Genomic DNA, 4,137 nt, shown 5'->3' on the forward strand with positions numbered 1-4,137 from the left:
GAGCGGCCCAACCCGGCCGCCGCCGTCCCCGGCACCCACCGGGGCGCCGGGGAGCCCGCGACGCCGGTGCCCCCCATACCCGTGGCCGGCGGTACGGCGCACGGCACCGGCCGGCCCGATCTGCCCCGGCGCCGCAGCCAGGAGCACCTCGTCCCGCAACTGCGCGACGCCCCGGCCGCACGCAGGGAGGACGAGCACGCGGTGCACGACCCGGGGCTGATGGCGGCGTTCCAGCGGGGCATCGGCCTCGCCGAGTCGCAGCCCGCCCGGCACGACCACACCGGCGTACCGCAACCGCACCGGTCCCACCCCGACCAGTCGTTACACCACCCGGCAGAAACTGACGCCGAACACTCCAAGGAGTAGATGCACCATGGCGAGCGATGCGCCGACCGGACACGTCTCGGACCTCGACTGGCTGCTCAGCGGACTGGTCCAGCGGGTGCCCTACACACGCAACGCGGTCCTGCTCTCCTCCGACGGGCTGGTGAAGTCCGTGCACGGTCTCGACGTCGACAGCGCCGACCACATGGCGGCCCTCGCCTCCGGGCTCTACTCGCTGGGCCGCAGCGCGGGCGCGCGCTTCGGCGACGGCGGGGAGGTCCGCCAGGTGGTGGTGGAGCTGGACTCCACGCTGCTCTTCGTCTCCACGGCCGGCTCGGGCACCTGTCTCGCCGTGCTGGCCGGACGCGAGGCGGACGCGGCGGTGCTCGGCTACGAGATGGCGATGCTGGTCAAGAGCGTACGGCCCTACCTCGTGACGCCGGCCCGGCAAGGTGCCGGAACACCGAGCGGCACGAGGCGCTGAGCGTGGCCGCCCCGCAGGACGGCCCATGGCTCGACGACGCGGCCGGGCGGCTGATCCGGCCGTACACCGTCAGCAACGGGCGCACCCGGCCGACCGCCACGCTGGACCTGCTCTCCCAGGTGATGGCGACCGGACAGCCGCCCCAGACGCCGCTGGGGCCCGAGCACTCCCAGGCGCTCGGGCTCTGCGAGGGGCCCACCTCGGTGGCGGAGATCGCGGCCCATCTGCGGCTGCCCGCCGTCGTCACCAAGGTGCTGCTGTCCGACCTGGTGGACTGCGGCGCGGTGACGGCCCGCGCCCCCCGCTTCCACCACACCCCGACCGACCGTTCTCTGCTGGAGGCAGTGCTCGATGGCCTACGACGAAGGCTCTGACGTCAGCCCCGCCGTGGATCTCTTCCCCACCGCGCTGAAGATCCTCGTCGCCGGCGGCTTCGGGGTCGGCAAGACGACCTTCGTGGGCGCGGTCAGCGAGATCGAACCGCTCTCCACCGAGGAACTGCTCACCACGGTCAGCGTGGCGCACGACAGCCTCGAAGGGGTGGAGTCCAAGACCACCACGACGGTCGCCATGGACTTCGGGCGCATCACGCTCGACGAGCGGCATGTGCTCTACCTGTTCGGCACACCCGGGCAGGAGCGGTTCTGGTTCATGTGGGACGAGCTCTCCGAGGGCGCGCTCGGCGCGGTGATCCTCGCCGACACCCGGCGCCTGGAGGACAGCTTCTCCGCCGTGGACTTCTTCGAGCGGCGCGGGATCGGCTTCCTCGTCGCGGTCAACGAGTTCGACGGTGCCTACCGCTACACCCCGGACGAGATCCGCTCCGCCATAGACCTCAAGCCGGAGGTTCCCGTGGTGCTGTGCGACGCCCGTATCGGCAGCTCCGGGATCGCGACCCTGGTCACCCTGGTGCAGCACCTGCTGTCCACCTTTCCGGCCGCCACCAGCCATGGAGCCCACACATGACGTACGACCCCACCGGCCATCTGCTGCTCACCCCGGTCGACCGGGAGGCACCCGTCCGTGTCCAGCGACTGCGCCAGCTCGGTATCGGCGAGCACCCCGATCCGGCGTTCGACGAGTTCGCCCACAAGCTCGCGGAGGTCACCGGGGCGCCCTACTCGATGGTCAACTTCATCGACGAGAACCAGCAGTTCTTCGCCGGGCTGCACACCCCGGAGGGGGCGCACGCGGGCACCGATCTGTCCGCGGTGGCCGCGGCCGGCGGGGTGAGCCGGTTCATGGCCCGCGACCACGGCTACTGCCCGCATGTGGTGGTGCGGCGAAAGGCGCTGGTCCTGGAGGACGTCTGCGACTACCCGCGGTTCGCGGGCAACCCGGTCGTCGACGAGATCGGCATCCGCTCCTATCTGGGCGCGCCGCTGATCGACCGGACCGGTATCGCGCTCGGCACGATCTGCGTCGTGGACACCGAACCGCGGCCGTGGGGCCGGGCGGGCCTGGAGACGATCAAGTCGATGGCGGCCGAGTTGATCGAGCAGATCCACCACCGGGAGGACAGCGGTTTCTGACCGCCGCCCCCGCCGACTCACCCGGTCAGTGGGCCGTCGCGAACTCGTCCGTGCGTACGACGTCGGAGAGCCGCTGGGACCACTGGCCCTTCGCCGTGCCCAGCGCCACCTCCGCCAGCCGCAGCAGCTGGACGTCCGTGGTGCCGGCCGGGGCGAAGATGTGGTGCGCGTCGCGCAGATACCGCTCGATGGGGCAGTCGGTGAAGAGCCCGGCCGCCGCGTGGATCTCCATGGCGGCGCGCGCCGAGTCGAGTGTGGACTCGACGTTGACCACCTTGGCGTTCATGAGCTCGGGATCGCACGGCAGCCCCTGATCGAGCAGGTGCACCGCGTGGTAGGCGGCGAGGCGGGCCGTCATCAGCCGGGACTGGAGCCGGCCCAGCTTGATCTTGATATTGGGCAGTTCGTGGAGCGGTTTTCCATAGCGGACGCGCTCCTCGCAGAACCTGCTGGTCTCCTCCAGGATGGCCCGGTGGATGCCGAGCGAGACGGCCGTGAGGTTGGCCCGGCCGTACAGGACGCTGGAGGAGTAGGCCACGGCGAGCCCGTCGCCCTCCTCGCCGAGGCGGTTCTCCAGCGGCACCCGGCAGTTGTCGAAGTGGAGTTCGCCGAAGCTGAAGCCGTGCAGGCCCATCGTGTCGCGCTCGGGGCCGAGCGAGAACCCGGGCCGGTCGGACTCGACGAGGAACGCGGTCAGTCCCCGGGAGCCGGGGCCGGTGCGGACGACCACGCCGTGCACATCCCCCACATGGCTGTTCCCGACGTACACCTTGCGGCCGTTGAGTACGTAACCGTCGCCGTCGCGGACCGCGCTCGCCGTCATCCCGAGGACATGGCCGCCGGACTCCGGCTCGGTCACCGCGATCGTGGGAAGGCAGTCACCGGCGGCGATCGCCGGCAGCCAGCGCTTCTTCTGCTCCTCGCTGCCGAAGTGGACTATCTTGGCCACCCCCAGCTGGGAGGCCTGCGCCATGGCGCCCATGGCGCCGCTGACCCGGGACAGCTCCTCGATGATGATCGTCTTTCCCAGGTGTCCGACGCCCATCCCCCCGTACGACGGACTGACGGTGGCGCCCATCCAGCCCTGCCGGGCGATGAGCCGTGACAGGTCGTACTGGACGGAACGCGCCGCCTCCATCGCCGCTATGCGGGGCCGGATCTCGCGTTCCGCGAACTGCCTTACTCGCTCCCGTAGTTGGTGGTGCGGGCGGCTGCTGAAGTATCCGTCCATGGCGAGCCCTCCTCCGCGAAACGCCTGCTCGTCACGGTGTTCGAGCAGGTGGTGCATCGGCAGTGGTCCCCGTCCCGAAGAGGCCGACCTCCTCATGTTGTTGATCATCCAGCGGTGCTACAACGTGCTTGTCAACTTTGGCCTGAACGAGGCGTGTTGACGTTTGACTACTGGCGTGTTCTGTGAGGTTGGCCTCCTCGGTACCACTCGGTTGGCATTCCCCGGTCTCGCCTTCCTGCCACATGCCAAGGGCAAAGGTTTCGTGGGCATACGGCACTGAGGGACAGGGATCGGTCCCGAAGGCGCAGAGAAATGGCATCGAGGAGCATCCCCGAGCACGGGGAGAGGCCGCCCCCGAACGCTTTCGGACGCCACGGCGGCCGTCCACCGTACGGTTCCCGCCTGTGCGAACCTGATCGTTTCACCCGGTGGCCGTCGGGCGGGGTGGTGGACCGGCGCCTTGGAGCGGGAGCAGGTGAAGATGGCGCGAAAGCCTTGTCGCGGGCGCGCGCCCGCGACAAGGCTTTCGCGCCATCTTCACCTGCTCCCGCTCCAAGGCGCCGGTC

Annotated in this window: 5 protein-coding genes and 1 pseudogene; 5 read left to right on the forward strand and 1 reads right to left on the reverse strand. The window is 70.1% G+C overall.

Annotated features, from left to right (window positions below; all coding sequences use genetic code 11):
* The 5 genes and pseudogenes from ACJA3G_RS31670 to ACJA3G_RS31690 all read left to right on the forward strand — a co-directional run.
* Positions 1-366 (forward strand): annotated as a pseudogene (locus ACJA3G_RS31670) (ATP-binding protein); the annotation flags it as partial.
* Between the two features lie 7 nt (positions 367-373).
* A complete protein-coding gene (locus ACJA3G_RS31675; RefSeq protein WP_067166122.1) occupies positions 374-808 on the forward strand; it encodes a roadblock/LC7 domain-containing protein in 435 nt (144 codons plus the stop codon).
* A 2-nt stretch (positions 809-810) separates the two neighbouring features.
* A complete protein-coding gene (locus tag ACJA3G_RS31680) occupies positions 811-1,182 on the forward strand; it encodes a DUF742 domain-containing protein (protein WP_406556486.1) in 372 nt (123 codons plus the stop codon).
* A complete protein-coding gene (locus ACJA3G_RS31685; protein WP_406556487.1) occupies positions 1,160-1,774 on the forward strand; it encodes a GTP-binding protein in 615 nt (204 codons plus the stop codon). The genes ACJA3G_RS31680 and ACJA3G_RS31685 overlap by 23 nt, the downstream gene beginning before the upstream one ends.
* A complete protein-coding gene (locus ACJA3G_RS31690) occupies positions 1,771-2,340 on the forward strand; it encodes a GAF domain-containing protein (RefSeq protein WP_406556488.1) in 570 nt (189 codons plus the stop codon). The genes ACJA3G_RS31685 and ACJA3G_RS31690 overlap by 4 nt, the downstream gene beginning before the upstream one ends.
* Positions 2,341-2,365: 25 nt before the next feature.
* On the opposite strand, the gene ACJA3G_RS31695 is transcribed toward ACJA3G_RS31690, so the two are convergent.
* Positions 2,366-3,571 carry an acyl-CoA dehydrogenase family protein gene (locus tag ACJA3G_RS31695; RefSeq protein WP_406556489.1) on the reverse strand — a complete coding sequence of 402 codons (1,206 nt, stop codon included), beginning with the start codon at positions 3,569-3,571 and terminating at the stop codon, positions 2,366-2,368.
* Positions 3,572-4,137: the final 566 nt, after the last annotated feature.

This window comes from Streptomyces sp. YS-3, from assembly GCF_045257485.1.
GTDB lineage: Bacteria > Actinomycetota > Actinomycetes > Streptomycetales > Streptomycetaceae > Streptomyces.

What these genes read in the sequence shown, in the direction of transcription:
- ACJA3G_RS31675 (WP_067166122.1), top strand. Translation starts at nt 374, where the DNA reads ATGGCGAGCGATGCGCCGACCGGACACGTCTCGGACCTCGACTGGCTG.
- ACJA3G_RS31685 (WP_406556487.1), top strand. Translation starts at nt 1,160, where the DNA reads ATGGCCTACGACGAAGGCTCTGACGTCAGCCCCGCCGTGGATCTCTTC.
- ACJA3G_RS31690 (WP_406556488.1), top strand. Translation starts at nt 1,771, where the DNA reads ATGACGTACGACCCCACCGGCCATCTGCTGCTCACCCCGGTCGACCGG.
- ACJA3G_RS31695 (WP_406556489.1), bottom strand. Translation starts at nt 3,571, where the DNA reads ATGGACGGATACTTCAGCAGCCGCCCGCACCACCAACTACGGGAGCGA.